Annotated in this window: 16 protein-coding genes; 4 read left to right on the top strand and 12 right to left on the bottom strand. The window is 57.1% G+C overall.

Annotated elements, in window-relative coordinates:
- Nucleotides 1-813 precede the first annotated feature (813 nt).
- Nucleotides 814-1,707 (bottom strand): LysR family transcriptional regulator, encoded by an 894-nt coding sequence (locus N5W20_RS00685; RefSeq protein WP_319807027.1) that lies wholly within the window; start codon nucleotides 1,705-1,707, stop codon nucleotides 814-816.
- 113 nt (nucleotides 1,708-1,820) lie between these two features.
- Between N5W20_RS00685 and metE the strand changes: the two genes are divergently transcribed.
- Entirely contained in the window at nucleotides 1,821-4,154 is a 2,334-nt protein-coding gene (gene metE, locus N5W20_RS00680; RefSeq protein ID WP_319807026.1) for a 5-methyltetrahydropteroyltriglutamate--homocysteine S-methyltransferase, read from the top strand.
- Between the two features lie 21 nt (nucleotides 4,155-4,175).
- On the opposite strand, the gene N5W20_RS00675 is transcribed toward metE, so the two are convergent.
- Genes N5W20_RS00675 through N5W20_RS00640 form a run of 8 tightly spaced genes read right to left on the bottom strand, consistent with a single transcriptional unit; the run spans nucleotide 4,176 to nucleotide 10,044 of the window.
- Nucleotides 4,176-5,057 carry a HoxN/HupN/NixA family nickel/cobalt transporter gene (locus N5W20_RS00675; protein ID WP_319807025.1) on the bottom strand — a complete coding sequence of 294 codons (882 nt, stop codon included), beginning with the start codon at nucleotides 5,055-5,057 and terminating at the stop codon, nucleotides 4,176-4,178.
- A gap of 17 nt (nucleotides 5,058-5,074) precedes the next feature.
- Nucleotides 5,075-5,713 carry an urease accessory protein UreG gene (ureG, locus tag N5W20_RS00670; RefSeq protein WP_319807024.1) on the bottom strand — a complete coding sequence of 213 codons (639 nt, stop codon included), beginning with the start codon at nucleotides 5,711-5,713 and terminating at the stop codon, nucleotides 5,075-5,077.
- A complete protein-coding gene (locus tag N5W20_RS00665; protein ID WP_319807023.1) occupies nucleotides 5,713-6,489 on the bottom strand; it encodes an urease accessory protein UreF in 777 nt (258 codons plus the stop codon). Before N5W20_RS00665 ends, ureG begins: the two co-directional genes overlap by 1 nt.
- Nucleotides 6,443-6,913, bottom strand: coding sequence for an urease accessory protein UreE (locus N5W20_RS00660; RefSeq protein ID WP_319807022.1), 471 nt, complete (start codon nucleotides 6,911-6,913; stop codon nucleotides 6,443-6,445). The genes N5W20_RS00665 and N5W20_RS00660 overlap by 47 nt, the downstream gene beginning before the upstream one ends.
- Entirely contained in the window at nucleotides 6,913-8,619 is a 1,707-nt protein-coding gene (gene ureC / locus N5W20_RS00655; protein ID WP_319807021.1) for an urease subunit alpha, read from the bottom strand. Before ureC ends, N5W20_RS00660 begins: the two co-directional genes overlap by 1 nt.
- Nucleotides 8,616-8,963, bottom strand: coding sequence for an urease subunit beta (locus N5W20_RS00650; protein ID WP_319807020.1), 348 nt, complete (start codon nucleotides 8,961-8,963; stop codon nucleotides 8,616-8,618). The genes ureC and N5W20_RS00650 overlap by 4 nt, the downstream gene beginning before the upstream one ends.
- Complete coding sequence (locus tag N5W20_RS00645) at nucleotides 8,947-9,249, bottom strand: urease subunit gamma (RefSeq protein ID WP_319807019.1); 303 nt, start codon at nucleotides 9,247-9,249, stop codon at nucleotides 8,947-8,949. The genes N5W20_RS00650 and N5W20_RS00645 overlap by 17 nt, the downstream gene beginning before the upstream one ends.
- A gap of 12 nt (nucleotides 9,250-9,261) precedes the next feature.
- Nucleotides 9,262-10,044, bottom strand: coding sequence for an urease accessory protein UreD (locus N5W20_RS00640; RefSeq protein ID WP_319807018.1), 783 nt, complete (start codon nucleotides 10,042-10,044; stop codon nucleotides 9,262-9,264).
- A 252-nt stretch (nucleotides 10,045-10,296) separates the two neighbouring features.
- On the opposite strand from N5W20_RS00640, the gene N5W20_RS00635 reads away from it, so the two are divergent.
- Together N5W20_RS00635 and N5W20_RS00630 are read left to right on the top strand one after the other, a co-directional pair.
- Entirely contained in the window at nucleotides 10,297-10,794 is a 498-nt protein-coding gene (locus N5W20_RS00635; protein ID WP_319807017.1) for a low molecular weight protein-tyrosine-phosphatase, read from the top strand.
- Complete coding sequence (locus N5W20_RS00630) at nucleotides 10,791-11,621, top strand: fructosamine kinase family protein (protein ID WP_319807016.1); 831 nt, start codon at nucleotides 10,791-10,793, stop codon at nucleotides 11,619-11,621. The genes N5W20_RS00635 and N5W20_RS00630 overlap by 4 nt, the downstream gene beginning before the upstream one ends.
- Nucleotides 11,622-11,641: 20 nt before the next feature.
- On the opposite strand, the gene N5W20_RS00625 is transcribed toward N5W20_RS00630, so the two are convergent.
- The 3 genes from N5W20_RS00625 to N5W20_RS00615 form a co-directional block, all read right to left on the bottom strand.
- Nucleotides 11,642-13,264 carry a dihydroxyacetone kinase subunit DhaK gene (locus tag N5W20_RS00625; protein ID WP_319807015.1) on the bottom strand — a complete coding sequence of 541 codons (1,623 nt, stop codon included), beginning with the start codon at nucleotides 13,262-13,264 and terminating at the stop codon, nucleotides 11,642-11,644.
- 73 nt (nucleotides 13,265-13,337) lie between these two features.
- Nucleotides 13,338-13,478 (bottom strand): hypothetical protein, encoded by a 141-nt coding sequence (locus tag N5W20_RS00620; RefSeq protein ID WP_319807014.1) that lies wholly within the window; start codon nucleotides 13,476-13,478, stop codon nucleotides 13,338-13,340.
- Entirely contained in the window at nucleotides 13,475-13,720 is a 246-nt protein-coding gene (locus tag N5W20_RS00615) for a hypothetical protein (RefSeq protein WP_319807013.1), read from the bottom strand. Before N5W20_RS00615 ends, N5W20_RS00620 begins: the two co-directional genes overlap by 4 nt.
- Nucleotides 13,721-14,300: 580 nt before the next feature.
- Here N5W20_RS00615 and N5W20_RS00610 point away from each other — a divergent pair.
- Nucleotides 14,301-15,740, top strand: a complete 1,440-nt coding sequence (locus tag N5W20_RS00610) for an amino acid permease (RefSeq protein WP_319807012.1) — start codon at nucleotides 14,301-14,303, stop codon at nucleotides 15,738-15,740.
- Nucleotides 15,741-15,804 lie beyond the last annotated feature (64 nt).

Raw genomic sequence — 15,804 nt, 5'->3', positions numbered from 1 at the left:
CGCCGCAAAAGGGTGCTCATGACATGCTTATACTTTCTTAACTTCCTTATAAACCCGGAAGCCAAACGGGCGACTCCGTGCGACTCGGCGCATTGGCTTGCAGCCCTCTGTCTGAAGACAGGTGAATAATGGCTTATTATTTGCCGCTTGTTTCATATCGGGAAATAACCTAATCATCGGGCGGATGATGTCCGCGTAGCTCAGCAGGATAGAGCACAGGATTCCTAAGTAATTGGGCGCTGGAAGGGGAAACCTCTCCTGCGGATCCGCTCAAAATCGGGGAAAGCTCTGGCTGTCTCAGGCCGTGCCAATCCCGAGCCAAGCGCATTGCGAGTTGCAGGCGAAGGTGTAGAGACTGAACGGGCGGGGCCTAAAATTTCCTCCGGAAATCAGGGCCAAGAGACAGTCCAGACCACGAACGGTGTCAAAGCCGGCAGTGAAAGCTGAAGTGGTATGAATCCTGGGGCCGTGGGTTCGAATCCCGCCGCGGACACCATGACGTTATCTTCATAATATATATTATAAAATATTGTGCGTTAATGCGGCAGCCGCAACACCTCTCGCCGCAATAAGATGCGTCAGACTCAAATCAGGCTTCAGTCAAATCAATCGAATTGGATGGTCGGGAAGTAAACCGGCATCTCATGATAAAGAGTGGACATCGTGAGGATTGTCGCTTTCGGCAATCAAAAGCACATGCCATGAACGCGGAAAATAATTGCCTTTTTAAGGGTTGCAAATGCCAAAACCGGCAAGGCCGAATTTGAGGCTACATGAAAAGCTGAAAGATATTCACCGAAAATCTTAACGCCCTCAGATCGTTGCGTCAGCGGCATGTTTGATGAAGGCACGAAGATATTTAAGGTCCCGATCATTCTCCCGATGACCGAGAAAAATCTGCTTGAAGATGCCGTCTTTCCCAAGCCTCAACGGGAATAGATCAAAACGGGAAACATATTCCTGCACAAGCCATCGCGGCAGCGCGGCGACACCGCGGCCATGCGCGACCATCAGGAGCATGATGTCCGTTGTCTCGATGGGCTTGTGGCGACGCGGCTGGATACCGCCCGGTTGGAGGAACTGCGTATAGATATCCAGCCGCTCCGTCGAAACGGGATAGGTAATTAATGTTTCTTCAAGAAGATCCTCCGGCATCACGTGATGCACGCCGCGCAAACGGTGCCCAGCCCCCACGACCAGCACGAGTTCATAATCAAAAACGGGGACGAAACGCAGCCCCGGTTTGTAAAGCGGATCCGGCGTGACCAGAATGTCGATTTCGTGCCCGATCAGCGCCCCGATCCCGCCAAATTGGAATTTCTGACGAACATCGACATCAACTTTCGGCCATCGATCAAGGTAAGGGGCAACGATACGCGTCAGCCATTGATAACAAGGGTGACATTCCATCCCGATGCGTAATTTCCCCCGCTCACCGCGGGCGAATTGAAGCAGACGCTCTTCGATATCCTCAAGCTGGGGAAGCAGCCGGTTTGCCGTGCTTAATAGCCACGCACCGGCCTGAGTCAATTCCAGGGACCGGCCATCTCGACGCCAGATGGCGACACCGAGATTTGTCTCAAGCTTTCGGATGGAATGGCTCAGAGCGGATTGAGTGAGGTTCAGTTTTACGGACGCCGCAGTCAGCGACCCCTCCCGCGCAATGGCCTGAATAATGGCCAGATGTGACCGGTCGATAATGGCCATCTACGCTACCTTTCATGAATAATACTCATCGTTTCATGAAAATATATCATTTTTGCTCATATCTTTAAGCTCTTACCGTCATGACCATCTTTGACAGAATGAGGTCACATGACATGGTCACGACCCATAATCTTGGTTTCCCGAGGATCGGGGCACATCGGGAACTGAAATTCGCGCTTGAAACATTTTGGAGTGGTCAATCATCCACCGACGCGCTTGAGGCGGTCGCCGCGCAGCTTCGTGCGCGTCACTGGCAGGATCAGTCGGGTCTGGACCTCATCCCGGTCGGTGATTTTTCCTTATATGATCATGTTCTGGATATGAGTGTCACGCTCGGCAACCTGCCCGCACGCACGCGTAGTTTTGATGATGACGCCATCCACGCCTATTTCCGAGCCGCACGGGGGCGATCCGCAAAAAATACGGAAGGGCACGTCGCCGCCGGTGAAATGACAAAATGGTTCGATACAAATTACCATTATATCGTGCCGGAACTGGACGCTGAGACGCGATTTCAACTCAACGCCACCCGCCTGCTGGCAGAACTTGCTGAAGCCAGAAGACAGGGTGTCACCGCAAAACCCGTTATACTTGGCCCCGTCTCCTACCTCGCCCTTGGCAAGAGCAAAGACGGGTCGGATAGGTTGACGCTGCTGAAACGCATCCTGCCGGTCTATGCTTCACTACTCGCCGCGCTTGCCCATGCCGGCGCCACGTGGGTGCAGGTGGATGAGCCCATACTTGTGACGGAGCTCGACGATGCCTGGCAGAATGCTTTCATCGAAGCCTATAGCACGCTGGATACGGGGTCGGTCAAAATTCTTCTGACAACTTATTTCGGGCAATTAAAGGAAAATCTGGCCGTCATCGCGCGCCTGCCGGTGCAAGGCATCCACATTGATGCCATCAATGCGCGGGATGAGGTGGAAGCGCTGATCAAACTCACCTATCCTTCCCAGGTAATATCTCTTGGCGTCGTCAATGGTCGCAACATCTGGAAAACCGATCTCGATGCGACGCTCGACTGGTTGGAGCCTCTATCACAGAAACTCGGCGCCCGATTGTGGCTGGCGCCTCATGCGTCGCTTCTGCATGTTCCTGTTGACCTCGCCTTCGAAACCGGAATGGATGCGGAAATCCGCGCATGGATGGCGTTCGCCGTGCAGAAAATTGCCGAGCTCAAAATCCTTGCAGGCGCATTAACATACGGGCGGGAAGCCGTGGCCACCGCATTGGCCGCGCATCGAGATGCCGTCAAATCCCGTCGCGAGTTAGCGCGCGTAAATAACGCGTCTGTCAAAGCCGCAATACGAGATATTTCCGCATCGCTCGGACAAAGACGCCATGATTTTGAGACACGCGCGGCGCGTCAGGCTGAAAAGCTGCATCTGCCGCTCTATCCGACCACCACCATCGGGTCTTTCCCTCAGACGCATGACATTCGCATGGCCCGAACGCGGCTGAAAAAAGGCCAGTTGGATATCGAGGACTATAAAAACCTCATGCGACAGGAAATTCAACGCTGCATCAGGGAGCAGGAAAAACTCGGCCTTGACGTGCTGGTGCATGGAGAAGCAGAGCGCAACGACATGGTCGAGTATTTTGGTGAGAAACTGGAGGGATTTACCTTCAGCCAGAATGGTTGGGTCCAGTCCTACGGCTCACGCTGCGTCAAGCCGCCGATCTTATTCGGCGATATCAGCCGACCAGAACCCATGACCGTTGAGTGGATCACCTATGCTGCCTCCCTGACAGACAAACCGATGAAGGGCATGTTGACCGGGCCGGTGACGATCCTCAACTGGTCCTTCGTCCGTGATGATCAGCCGAGAGCCACCACATGTTATCAGCTTGCCCTGGCCATACGTCAGGAGGTGCTCGATCTTGAAAAAGCCGGCATTCACATCATTCAGATTGATGAGGCCGCTTTGCGGGAGGGGCTTCCCTTGCGTCGTTCGCAATGGAAGGAATATCTGTCCTGGGCTGTTGAATCATTCCGCATCGCCGCGAATGGCGTGGCCGATGAAACGCAGATTCACACCCATATGTGTTACTCCGAATTCAACGATATCATCGCTGAAATTGCTGAGATGGATGCCGACGTCATCACAATCGAGACATCGCGGTCAGATATGGAATTGCTGGATGTTTTCGAAACATTCGACTACCCCAACCAGATTGGGCCGGGTGTGTATGATATCCACGCCCCGAACATCCCGGAAACCTCGCAGATCATCGGCCTCATGCTCAAAGCGGGACGACGCATTCCAGCGGCGCGCCTTTGGATCAACCCTGATTGCGGATTGAAAACGCGCCAATGGCAGGAGGTCATTCCCGCATTGACAAATATGGTCAATGCCGCGCGCGCGCTTCGCGCGGGTCAGGCGTCACACGGGGATCAGGACCTGGCGCCGTTGCTGGAAGCGCCGGGGGCGTTCCCCTCTTAAAAATCTCTGGCGGGGTCGCGCCTATAAGTGCGACCCCATCCGCATTTTTCCGCCAATGGCGAGGCGTCGCCTCATCAGGAAGTAAAGCAGGATGTAAGCCGCGACAATTGACCCACCCATCTGCGTGACATGGGCGTCAATCCAGCCCGTCAGATTTGCAATGACGGGGTGTTTAAAGGCCCCCCAGGCCAGGAGTTCCTGCCCGCCGATAAAGAGGGCGATGGCGGCGGAAACCAGTGTAACGAGGCGCCGATAGGTGACACGTTGCGTGGGGCGGCTCCAGAGTTTCACCATCAGAAACGAATCAACCCCATCGATCAGCATCATCCCGGCCGCGAAGATGACCGGAATTAACACGACCGCAAAAACGGAGGCACGCTGCGCCGCCGTCAGGGCCATCAGGCCGATTTCACTCGCCGTATCGAAACCCAGCCCGAACAGGAAGCCCACCACCACCATATGCCCGGGTGACGTCACACGCGACATCAGCCGCCCCGATCCTTTCCGCGTTTGCATCGGCTGAGCCGGGCGGAAGAGACTGACGAGGTTGGCGCCGCCGATGAGAAGAAGAAACAAGGCGGAAAAAAGCGCACTGAAACGATTGCCGACCAATGGCGGCCCCTCTTGCAAAAAATGGGATGAGGCATACCACGCAGCAATGCAGGTCGCCGTCAGGACAACAGCGGAATGCCCGATTGAAAAGTACAGCCCGACCCGATGCGCCGGTCGACCGCGCGACATCATCTGACGCGACACAGCGTCGATTGCCGCAATATGGTCGACGTCAAGCGCGTGCCTCAGCCCAAGTGTCCAGGCCAGCAGGATGACGGCATAGGGGATGCCGGGTGTCAGCGCGGCCAAAACCCATAAGCCGATATTGAGCAGGAAAAGGTTGATCACCATTTTCGCTTCACCCTCCTTCAGGCCGCGACCTTCAATCCACCCTTCTGCATGATGAAAGTCGCAATCTCCGTCACGCCTTCATCCTCGCGCAAATTGGTAAAGAGAAAAGGTCGATCCCGCCTCATCAACCGACTGTCACGCGCCATGACGTCGAGATCGGCGCCCACATAGGGTGCGAGATCCGTTTTATTGATAATGAGGAGATCACTACGCGTGATGCCCGGGCCGCCTTTGCGCGGAATTTTGTCGCCTGCCGAAACATCAATCACGTAAAGCGTCAGGTCAACGAGTTCCGGGCTGAAAGTCGCTGCGAGATTATCGCCCCCGCTTTCGATCAGAATAATGTCGAGCTGCTGGAATTTTTCCGTCAGCGCTTCAATCCCGGCAAGATTGATGCTGGCATCTTCCCGGATGGCCGTATGCGGGCAGCCACCCGTCTCAATACCAAGGATGCGCTCCATCGGCAGGGACCCGGCGCGGATCAGGAATTCAGCATCTTCCCGCGTGTAAATATCATTGGTGATCACCGCCACCTCGCAAAGATCGCGGAAAAGCAGGCATAATCTATGCATCAACGCTGTTTTGCCGGAGCCAACCGGCCCACCGATCCCGATTTTGAGGGGACGGGAATGATCGGGTTTTTCCTGATGTGTCATCACGTTCTGAACAGCCTTGTTTTTTGCGTTTCATGCAGCATCGCAGCCAGGTCGGACGCGAAGCATATGCTGCCGACTTGATCGAGCGACACATTCTGCATCCTCGCGATCATCCGCACAATCTCGCCTTCCAGCGCCGCCAGAACACGCAGCGATTCTGTCTGCCCCAGCGGGATAAGCCGCATACAGGCGGAAATCACCGCCGACACGGCACAATGTGCGTAAGCCAGTTGCGTGATATGTTCATCAAAACCATGTTGACGGCACGTTAACCCGAAAGCGACCGGCAGGGGGCATTGCCGCGGGGGTGATAACCGGCGCGTCTCCGTTTGGGGCGCGTCAATAGCAGGCCAGTTTTCGACAGCGCGGATAAAGGCTTTGCCCTGCTGCAATGTCTCCTCCCATCTCTCGCGCGATGAGGCATGTGCCAGCGTATGGGCCGCGGCGGAACGTGCCGCATCGTCATCCTCCGCGCGCCACGCTGTCAGCACCGCCGCGAGATCAACGCGGAAGGAACCATGGCAAAGCAGGTCACGCACCCAGAGCGTCAGCGTTTCAGCGTCCCGGATATCTCCATTTTCGACGGCCCATTCCGTCCCGTGACTATAAGCGAAACTTCCGATCGGAAGGGCGGGCGACACCCAATTGAGCAGCCTTAACAGGCGTGTGGAATTGAGTTCCTGCTGTTCCTTCACTGTCTGATCACGGTTTAACGGGCGCAGCGTGTCATCAGGCAGGGTGATGGTGATGATGGTGCGCGGGGCTGGAAACAGCATAAGCGCCATTTTCCGGGTCAAAACCGCGATGCACGTGCGTCAGGTGACCGCCGAGCCCCTTAATCATCTTCTCAATCACCGGGTCATGGCGGATCGTGATGCGATCAGCTTGGATCATCGCACCAATATGTCGGTTGCCGACATGCCACGCCAATTTGAGAAGCGCATCCGTCGAAACCGCGCGGATTTCGACGAGGGCCTCGGCTTCCGCCACGACAACAATTATCCGACCATCCGACAGAACCAATCCATCCCCGTCACGCATGAGACGCGGCGTTTCGAGGTCAAGCAAAGTCTCCGACCCATCTGCCAGCGTCAGGACCATGCGCCGACGGAACCGGCCTTCATAATCGGCGCGATAAGATGTCGCAGCCCGCGCCGTGTCCCAGCTCCCCGCGGGGAGGATTTTTGTGCAACGTGTCATCAATAGAGAAAATACCTTTGCGCCATCGGCAAGGCCATTGCCGGTTCACAGGTTAAAAGCGCGCCATCGGCCCGCACTTCGTAACTTTCCGCATCCACCTCAATATGCGGCGTGGCATGATTATGCACCATATCCGCCTTGCTGATGCCGCCACGCACATTACTGACCGGCAGAATGAGGCGTTTGAGATCAAGCGCGTGCTTAATGTCCTCTTCCACCGCCGCCTGGGAAACAAAAGTGATGCAGGTTTCAGAGACGGCGCGTCCCAGCCCGCCAAACATCAATTTGGGCATGACAGGTGATGTGGTGGGGATGGAGGCGTTCGCGTCACCCATCTGCGCCATGACAATCATGCCGCCTTTCACCACGATGGACGGCTTGACCCCGAAAAATCCAGGCTCCCAAAGGACAAGATCCCCTAATTTACCGGTGGCGATTGAGCCGACTTCCCGCGCGAGGCCATGGGCGATGGCGGGGTTGATCGTATATTTCGCGATATATCTCTTGACCCGCTCATTATCCGCCGCGCCATCCCCCTTCAGCGCGCCGCGTTGCGCCTTCATTTTATGGGCGGTCTGCCAGGTGCGGATGATGACTTCACCGACACGCCCCATCGCCTGACTGTCAGACGACATCATGGAGAGCGCGCCCATATCGTGCAATATATCCTCGGCCGCGATCGTCTCCTTGCGGATGCGACTTTCCGCAAAGGCCATGTCCTCGGCGGAACATTTATCAAGGTGATGGCAGACCATCAGCATATCGAGATGTTCTTCCAGCGTATTGACCGTGTAAGGGCGTGTGGGGTTGGTGGAGGAAGGCAGGACATTTTTAAGTCCCGCAAGTTTGATGATATCCGGCGCGTGCCCGCCCCCGGCCCCCTCCGTATGGAAAGCATGAATCGTCCTTCCCCCGATCGCCGCAATCGTGTCATCGACATAACCGCTTTCATTCAGCGTGTCGGAATGCAGCATGACCTGCACATCCATTCTGTCCGCGACGGAAAGGCAAGTATCGATCGTGCGTAAGGTGGTGCCCCAATCCTCATGCAGTTTGAGCGCACACGCCCCGGCCCGCACCATTTCCTCCAAAGCGGAAGGCCGCGATGCATTCCCCTTCCCGGCGAACCCGACATTAACGGGCAAATTCTCGGCTGCCTGCAACATGCGGTGAATGTTCCAGGGGCCGGGCGTGCAGGTTGTGGCGGCTGTGCCGGTTGCCGGGCCTGTGCCGCCGCCCAGCAAGGTTGTCATCCCCGCAGCCAGAGCTTCGTCAATCTGCTGGGGGCAGATGAAGTGGATGTGCGTGTCCACACCCCCCGCTGTCACGATTTTACCTTCCCCGGCGATGATTTCGGTGCAGGGGCCGATAATGACATCCACGGCCGGTTGCGTGTCCGGATTACCAGCCTTGCCGATCCCGCAAATGCGCCCGGCCCGCAACCCGATATCCGCTTTGACGATCCCCCAATGGTCGATGATCAGCGCGTTGGTGATGACCGTGTCGCACGCCCCCTCCTCTGCGCTGAGCTGGGATTGCGCCATCCCATCGCGGATCGCCTTGCCGCCGCCAAATTTCACTTCCTCGCCGTAAAGGGTGAAGTCCCGCTCTACCTCGACCAGGAGGTTGGTATCGGCAAGGCGAACGCGGTCACCGATTGTCGGGCCGAAGCTTCTGACGTAATCCCATCGTCGCATCGTGGTCATGGGTCGAGTTTCCCCATCACTGCCCCCTGAAAACCGATCACGACGCGCAGGCCACGATAAGGCACCAACGTGACATCGCGCGCCTGGCCCGGCTCAAACCGTATGGCCGCGCCGGAGGGGATATTGAGACGCATCCCACGCGCCGCGGCGCGGTCAAAAAGAAGTGCCTGATTGACTTCGGCAAAATGATAATGGCTGCCGACCTGAATGGGCCGGTCCCCCGCATTCTGCACGCGCAGAACACAACGCGGCACGCCGACATTGATCGGGACATCCGCTTCGGCACAGATGATCTCACCAGGGAAGACCTGGTTCAGAAAATCCCGATCATCGAATGGGGTCATGGACCGTCACCAGTTTTGTGCCATCGGGAAAGGTCGCCTCAACCTGCACCTCCGCGATCAGTTGTGCCACGCCGGACATGACCTGGCCCCGCGTCAGGACGGTGGCGGCGGATTCCATCAATCCCGCCACACTTTGCCCATCACGGGCACCTTCCATGATGTGGTCTGTCAACAGGGCGATCGCCTCCGGGTGGTTCAGTTTCACCCCGCGACTCAGCCGGTTCCGCGCCACCATTGCCGCAAGAGAGATGAGGAGTTTTTCTTTTTCTCGTGGTGTCAGCCGCATAAATTTCCTCTGCTAATAACGCCAGGATGGCGGCATATCGGCCCCGCACCGCAGCACGTTCAAAGCCGCCTCCCCTGCTTTGAGCGCATGGTCCAGTTGGCGGGCCAGAAGGCGGATCATCATCAGGCCATTCCAGGCGGATGCCGCCATATGGACGTGACCCAGGCCATGGATCGCACCCCTGACAGCGTCGAGACAATGCACCGCTTCATCAGAAACATGGAGGATAGATTGCTGGACATGCGCCCCATCGCCAATGGCCGCCCGATCAAGCACCGCATCGCTAATGGCATCCGATATGACGGCGTCGATAAAAAGGGGCGCACCATCCCGGTAGACGCGCATCCGCTCTTTCAGGCGCAGGCGATGCACATGCTCCCCGGTATAATGTCGCCCGAAAACGCGTGTCTCCACGCTGGTAAAGCGCGCATCGGCGGAGAGATGGACATCAAAGTTTCGCGCCACATGGGCATTATCGTAATAAAGCGTCTCACGCGGCAGCCATTCCAGATGAGCGCCCGCACCCACATGGCATGTCGTCGTGACTCGGGAGGGGGCTTCGCCATCTCGGACGCGTTGGTAGCGCTCCGCACCTTGCGTTGAGAGGATGAGATGCGTGCGGTCGAGGCATGAGAACTCGCTTTCCAGGCAGTCTGACGCGGCAATGCCGCCAGAGACATTGACAATAATGCATACCAGCGCCGGATGCGGCGAATGGGGGAAAAACGTTTTCAGGCAGCCGCTTTGGCGTAGCTGATCAAGGCGCGTCCTCACCCCGTCATTTTTCACGGACATCTTCAACGCCCCCTCAGCACGTTGGAGCTTGGGGGCGGGGGGCCGGGTCATGATCGTTTCGGAAAGGGCTTGCAAAGCGTTGGCGGCTCCGGCGCAATATTTCCGGTCAGGTTACATGGTTGTTCGGCTTTTGCAACGAGTTGCCATGGCTGAAATTGATCACATTATGTGAGAGGATGACCCGACACGCGGCTCTGATGACAGGCTTTCATCGCCCTGTTGGCGGTCGCCATCGAAATATGAGGATGATTTATGCGCCCTTCCTTTCTCTTCATATGCACGGGCAATATTTGCCGTTCACCCCTGGCCGAGGCCGCGATGCGGCGGGAAGCCGCGCAACGTGGCCTTTCCGTCAACATTGCCTCGGCAGGGATTGACGGTTGGCATGTTGGCGACCCACCGGATGATCGCGCGCAGCATGTCGCCGCTGCGGCGGGCCTGGAAATCGGGCATTACCGCGCCAAGCGCCTGACACATGATGATTTTGCGCGATACTCGCACATATTGGCCCTCGATGCCGGGCATTTGCGCGCTTTGAAACGTCTCGCCCCGCCGGAAGCACGGGATAAAATCCATCTCCTCATGGATTTTCTACCCGGGCCGAAAAATGTCAGCGTCGAGGACCCCTATTACAAAGACATGGCCGCGTTTGAAAAAGCCTGGGCGCAAATCTCATCCGCCTGCGCGGCCCTCGCCCGGTCCTGTTTCGACACGGGCGCGCCTGATCTCAAGATCTCACCCCGCTCATGATCGTGAGGGAAACAGAGCTGGCGGCGCTGCTCGCCCCACGGAAGATTATCCGCATATCGGAGATGCAGGGAGGTGACACGTCTTCCGTCTGGCATGTCACGCTTGATGGGGATGAGTCGGTTATCGTCAAAACGAGTCCAGCGCCTGACGTCGAGGCCCGCATGTTGCATTCCCTCTCGACCTGTGGCGCGCCCGTCCCCAGCGTGATCCATATGACGGACCGCCTGCTGGTCATGTCTTATGTCCCGAACGTCACCGCGTCAGAGGTTGGTTGGCAGGGTCTCGGAACCACCCTTCGGAAACTGCATGGTGTCACGCAGGATGCGCCTTATGGCTGGCCGGACGATCATGCGATCGGGCGCGTGGCCTTGCCGAAAGCACAATCTCAAGATTGGGCCGCCTTCTGGGTGCATGAAAGACTTTGCCCCCTCGCGCGCACCCTGCCCCCGAACTTACTGAGGCAGTTTCAAGATTTATCGGCCGTGATGGAACAACATCTGCCAAGGCACCCGAAACCTTCTCTTCTTCATGGTGATTTATGGCAGGGCAATGTCCTCTTCTCGGATCACAATGTCGGCGCTTTGATTGATCCGGCCTGTATGATCGGCGATGCCCTCGCGGAGTTCGCCGTCCTGACGCTGTTTTCGACACCACCTCAATCATTCTGGGACGCTTATCAAGTCGACGTGACAGAATTGCAGCCAAAATTTACCATCTATCAACTATGGCCCGCTCTGATGCATTACCGGCTTTTCGGCAGTTCCTATCTGGGGCTCGTCTCCGATTTACTGGATAGGGTCGCCGATTATCTCAAAGACGGTCACTAGAAGCGCGCGCGGGGCGGGACTCAGTCCTTCGCCGCTACAGCGGCCAGGAACCGCGCAACGGCCTCAGCGCCCGGGTCAATAACATCCTCCAAATGCTCAGCCGGAACATAAGCCGCGCGCCCGGCACCCGCCTTCATTTTTATGGTAGCGTCCGCCCCTTTCCGCGCCGCTTGCGACATTTCAGTCAGGGAGCCGCCTTGCTCAAGACAGGTGATCGCGGGCCAGAGGGCGTCAAGCATGGTGCGATCCCCTTTCTGCGCGCCACCATAACGCGTCATCGCGTCGATGCCGCGCTTCAGCCCCGGCACCCAATCCGGCTCCCGCCCGGCTGCCGTCAACATGATGGAAAGCAGAGCGCCACTGGACCCACCACTATGGCGTGCCAGCAAACGCCCGAGAGCCGCGCACAGCGCGTCGGGTCGGGCAAAAGGTAATTGCGGGAAAGCCTCGCTTATAATTTGCGCCGCGTCCGCGAAAGTTGAGCCCGCATCACCATCGCCAAGTTTTCCGTCAAGCGCATTCAGATCCTGTCTGGCGCTGATCAGCGCATCCAGACCGGCTTGCAGGCGGGTTTCCAACGCGGCATTTTGCGACGCTGGCGACGTGAAAGTTTCTGTCAATTCCGGCGCGGGCACGGTTGCAACCGGGGGAAACGAGGCTATGCCGGGCCAGAAAGACGACTCAACCGGTGCACGAAGCGCCTCTACAAACGCCTCCTCAGCCGGAAGGAGGGAGAGGGAGAACCCAACCATATCCAGAGACGTCATGATCGGGGCCGGGCCGATCACCCATTTCGTCCTTTCCGCCAGCGCAGTTTTTGCAAAGCTTGCAGCGATCGCACAGGCTTCCAAAGGCGGCACCGCGCCCAACATATTGATCATGACAATCTGATTGCCGGGGGTTATGGCGGTTTCGAGCCGCCCCACCACGCGATGCATGAGCTGGTCAAGCGACGCGAGGGGGATCTTTTCCGCACCGGCCTCCCCATGGACGCCGAGCCCCAGTTCCGCCTCATGGGGCCCGAGGCGATCCTGGTGATGTCCGTCATAAACATTGCAGTCGGTCAAAGCGAGGCCCAGAGAGCGCACTTTACGGGAAGCATCCTCCGCATGATGCGTCACCTCCTCCAACGAGGCGCCTCTCTCCGCATGATAACCGGCAATTTTATGAATGAGGATGGTGCCCGCAATCCCCCTGGCACGCGCATTCTGGCCCAGCGCAATATCGTCCCCGACAATGATGAGTGCGACTTTATAGCCGAGCGCACGCGCCTGCTCCGCCGCGATGCCGAAATTGAGACGGTCGCCCGTGTAATTTTTGACGATAAGGAGACAGCCAGCCGGGCCGGTGACGGCGATGATCGCAGAGAGGATGGCATCTATCCCCGGTGAGGCGAATACCGCGCCACAGACGGCGGCTGTCAACATGCCGCGCCCCACGAAACCCGCATGAGCGGGCTCGTGACCCGACCCGCCACCGGAAATCACAGCGACACGGTCCGGCGGGACATGCTTTTGGAGCACAACATTGATGCCGGCACCCGCATCGAGCCGCGCCAGGTGTGCGCCTTGGGATGATCTGAGAAGCCCGTCAATAGCTTCGGAAACGAGTTTATCCGGCGCATTGAGAAAGCGTTTGAGCATTATGGGTCTCCGATCCTTTTCGGAGACGATGGTCCACACACGCGCGTGAGGCAAATCACAATGTCAGGACGTATTAATGCGCCATTTCCGACATATGGCCATAACCGACATCATCCTGCGCCTGCCTGAATAATAAGACTTTCTGGGCAAGGCTGATCATGATGACAGACAGCAGAATGATCATGACGGCCAGCATGAGACGCCGAACCGTCATAGAGAAGGATGTTCCGAGCGGGAGCCGAATTTCTGGTCCTTCCGCGTGGCGGGTGTGGCTTTATCGTCGGATGATGGCGGGTCGGCCTCATCATTTGCGCAGCAACTCGCCGCCCCGCGTTTGCCGGATTCGGGCCGTCCGCGCTCCGCCCGGATCATATCCACCAGGCGCGTTAGGCTGGCGGCCTCTGCCTGCGCCGTGCTCGTCGCGCGCTCCAGCATCGCGACAAGCGCGAAAGTCATTTTCTTTTCCTGCTGTAATCGCCTCATGTTTCGACCGACACTTGCAGTCACGGCGATCGTAGCGACCAAAAGCATCGCGAGTAAGGATTCGAAGATAATTTGAAACGTTAACATCGAATTTCTTGCTCATGCTGTGGCAAGGACACCCCTCGACCGTCCGAAGACCGATGATGTCGCGCCGTCATTTAAAATCGGGAAGTTTAACTTCCCATTCGGTCAACGCGGAGGATACGACAGATGATGCGATCATAAATTTAAGAAACCGTTTAATTTACGAAAACTTTTCGTTTAGTTGTCGTAAACGCGGTTTCTTCACTATAAGTTCACGCTCTCCGGGATAATTTGTTGAGCGGAAAGCCGCAATCACCTTTAATGCTGAAACGGGCCGTCCGAACCAACAAAATTTTGGCGGATGCACGCCCTGATTTACCCGGATGCATCTCGGGACGCTCCCTCCTGGGGGCACCTGACGCCGTCGCCTCAGGCACTTTGTCAGGGACCGCTCTATTGGCAAGGTGTCCGGTTTTCATTACGATTGCGATTTGTGTTACGTGGCAATCCGCAAAGAGGGGAAAGAATTTTGACTCAGAATGACGCGGCGAATACCCCTCTCATCGACCCAGCCAATGAAGGTTATCACAGAGATCTGGGCCGTCGACAGATGCAGATGATCGCGATCGGTGGCGCGATTGGAACCGGGCTTTTCCTCGGTGCCGGGGCGCGCCTTCACGAGATCGGCCCCTCCCTCGCGATTGATTACCTCATTTGCGGGTTTTTCTCCTTCCTCATCCTGCGGGCTCTGGGTGAGCTGATCATGTATCGCCCCACCGCCGGGAGTTACGTCTCTTATGCGCGTGAATTTTACGGTGAGCGCGCGGCTTATATCGCCGGGTGGATGACCTTCCTTTATTGGACGATGGTGGGCATCGTCGATATCACCGCTGTCGCGGTCTATATGCATTTCTGGCCGGTTTTCGGTGACGTGCCGCAATGGGTCTTCGCATTGATCGCGCTCTCTTTCATCGGGCTCGTCAATCTGATCAGCGTCCGTTATTTCGGGGAATTTGAGTTCTGGTTTTCCATTATCAAAGTGGTGGCGCTCGTCTTTTTCCTGATCATCGGGATCTGGGTTTGCGGGTGGCATATCCCCGTCGATGGGCGTCGCCCGGGCTTCTGGATGATCTCGGCAAATGGCGGCCTCTTTCCCCATGGCATCATGCCGTCACTTCTTCTGCTTCAGGGCATTATCTTCGCCTACTCCGCCATTGAGCTTGTCGGGGTCGCGGCCGGGGAGTGCCATAACCCGCGAGAAATCATCCGTGGGGTGGTGCGGTCGATCTTTTTGCGTGTCACCGTGTTTTATGTCGGCTCCGTCATCCTCCTCGTCTGTGTGATGCCGTGGTGGGCCTATCGCGCGGATGAGAGCCCGTTTGTGACGTTTCTGGACAAACTCCATATTCCGGGGATCGAGACAGCGATGAATATCGTCGTCATCACCGCCGCGCTTTCAAGCTTCAATTCCGGCCTTTATTCAACGGGGCGCACGTTGCGCGCCATGGCTGTTGGCGGCTCCGCCCCCCATGCCCTTAAAAAGATGAACCGCTTTTCCGTCCCTTATGTCGCGATCCTGACGACGGTCAGCGTCTATATGATCGGGGTGGCGCTGAATTATCTGATACCATCCTCCGTGTTTGAAATTGCCCTCAATCTCTCAGCGCTCGGCATTCTGGCAAGCTGGAGCTGCATCATCCTCTGCCATATGCGGATGCGCACCCGCATCCGGGAAGGCCATATCCCGGAGCAGAATTTCAAAATGCCGTGGTATCCCTTCTCCTCCTGGCTGACCCTGGCTTTTTTTGCGCTCGTCATCGTTATGATGGCGTTCGATTACCCCAGCGGGACGATCACCATCGCGTTTATCCCTGTGATCACCATCGCCCTCATATTCGGATGGAAAATGCGCGGGCATTATGTGGATGAAGGCGTGGAGGAGTCCGCACGCATCCACCCAGCCAGATAGGCCGCGTCACGCATCACGGAAACATTGTGCGCCGGGGAGATGGAGAAATCCGCTCCCCGGCGCA

Source organism: Candidatus Kirkpatrickella diaphorinae (assembly GCF_025736875.1).
GTDB lineage: Bacteria > Pseudomonadota > Alphaproteobacteria > Acetobacterales > Acetobacteraceae > Sorlinia > Sorlinia diaphorinae.
Note: the sequence above shows the minus strand (reverse complement) of the source record. Positions and strands in the feature narration are given on the sequence as shown.

Coding starts and splice junctions, on each gene's coding strand:
- N5W20_RS00685 (WP_319807027.1), bottom strand. CDS start 1,707: ATGGCCATTATCGACCGGTCACATCTGGCCATTATTCAGGCCATTGCG.
- metE (WP_319807026.1), top strand. CDS start 1,821: ATGGTCACGACCCATAATCTTGGTTTCCCGAGGATCGGGGCACATCGG.
- N5W20_RS00675 (WP_319807025.1), bottom strand. CDS start 5,057: ATGGTGATCAACCTTTTCCTGCTCAATATCGGCTTATGGGTTTTGGCC.
- ureG (WP_319807024.1), bottom strand. CDS start 5,713: ATGACACATCAGGAAAAACCCGATCATTCCCGTCCCCTCAAAATCGGG.
- N5W20_RS00665 (WP_319807023.1), bottom strand. CDS start 6,489: ATGCTGTTTCCAGCCCCGCGCACCATCATCACCATCACCCTGCCTGAT.
- N5W20_RS00660 (WP_319807022.1), bottom strand. CDS start 6,913: ATGACACGTTGCACAAAAATCCTCCCCGCGGGGAGCTGGGACACGGCG.
- ureC (WP_319807021.1), bottom strand. CDS start 8,619: ATGACCACGATGCGACGATGGGATTACGTCAGAAGCTTCGGCCCGACA.
- N5W20_RS00650 (WP_319807020.1), bottom strand. CDS start 8,963: ATGACCCCATTCGATGATCGGGATTTTCTGAACCAGGTCTTCCCTGGT.
- N5W20_RS00645 (WP_319807019.1), bottom strand. CDS start 9,249: ATGCGGCTGACACCACGAGAAAAAGAAAAACTCCTCATCTCTCTTGCG.
- N5W20_RS00640 (WP_319807018.1), bottom strand. CDS start 10,044: ATGTCCGTGAAAAATGACGGGGTGAGGACGCGCCTTGATCAGCTACGC.
- N5W20_RS00635 (WP_319807017.1), top strand. CDS start 10,297: ATGCGCCCTTCCTTTCTCTTCATATGCACGGGCAATATTTGCCGTTCA.
- N5W20_RS00630 (WP_319807016.1), top strand. CDS start 10,791: ATGATCGTGAGGGAAACAGAGCTGGCGGCGCTGCTCGCCCCACGGAAG.
- N5W20_RS00625 (WP_319807015.1), bottom strand. CDS start 13,264: ATGCTCAAACGCTTTCTCAATGCGCCGGATAAACTCGTTTCCGAAGCT.
- N5W20_RS00620 (WP_319807014.1), bottom strand. CDS start 13,478: ATGACGGTTCGGCGTCTCATGCTGGCCGTCATGATCATTCTGCTGTCT.
- N5W20_RS00615 (WP_319807013.1), bottom strand. CDS start 13,720: ATGACTTTCGCGCTTGTCGCGATGCTGGAGCGCGCGACGAGCACGGCG.